1 protein-coding gene is annotated in these 418 nt (G+C 60.5%); it reads right to left on the reverse strand.

What is annotated here, in order from left to right; all coding sequences use genetic code 11:
* Position 1 precedes the first annotated feature (1 nt).
* A partial coding sequence (locus AC5FX6_RS21475; protein WP_493599014.1) for a T9SS type A sorting domain-containing protein occupies positions 2-418 on the reverse strand: 417 nt, incomplete at its 5' end.

Genomic DNA, 418 nt, shown 5'->3' on the forward strand with positions numbered 1-418 from the left:
CTTAGTTTTTCATGATACGGGTCGTGGACTCCATGCCTTCGCCCACGACTTTGAGGATGTAGACACCTGATTGCAACTGGCCCAGCTGAAGCTCCAGATTGTTGATGCCCGCGTCCAGCTCCAGGTCTTTGGTCAGCACACGTCGGCCGTTGATGTCATAGATGGTCATGGCCGCCACCTGCGCCTCGGGTACCGTGAGCGCTACTTTGATCACATCGCGGAATGGGTTCGGATAAGCCTGCGTGGCCAGCTCGCGCGCCAGGCCCTGGGCGTTGACGGCGATCACGTTGCTGTAGGCGAACTCTCCGTCCGTGTCCACCTGCTTGAGGCGGTAGTACACGGTGCCCTGCACCGGCGTGCGGTCCGTGTAGCGGTACTTCGTCTCCAGGCTGGTCGTGCCCTTGCCTTTCACTTCGCC

The sequence above is a fragment of the Pontibacter sp. LHS2 genome (assembly GCF_058932845.1).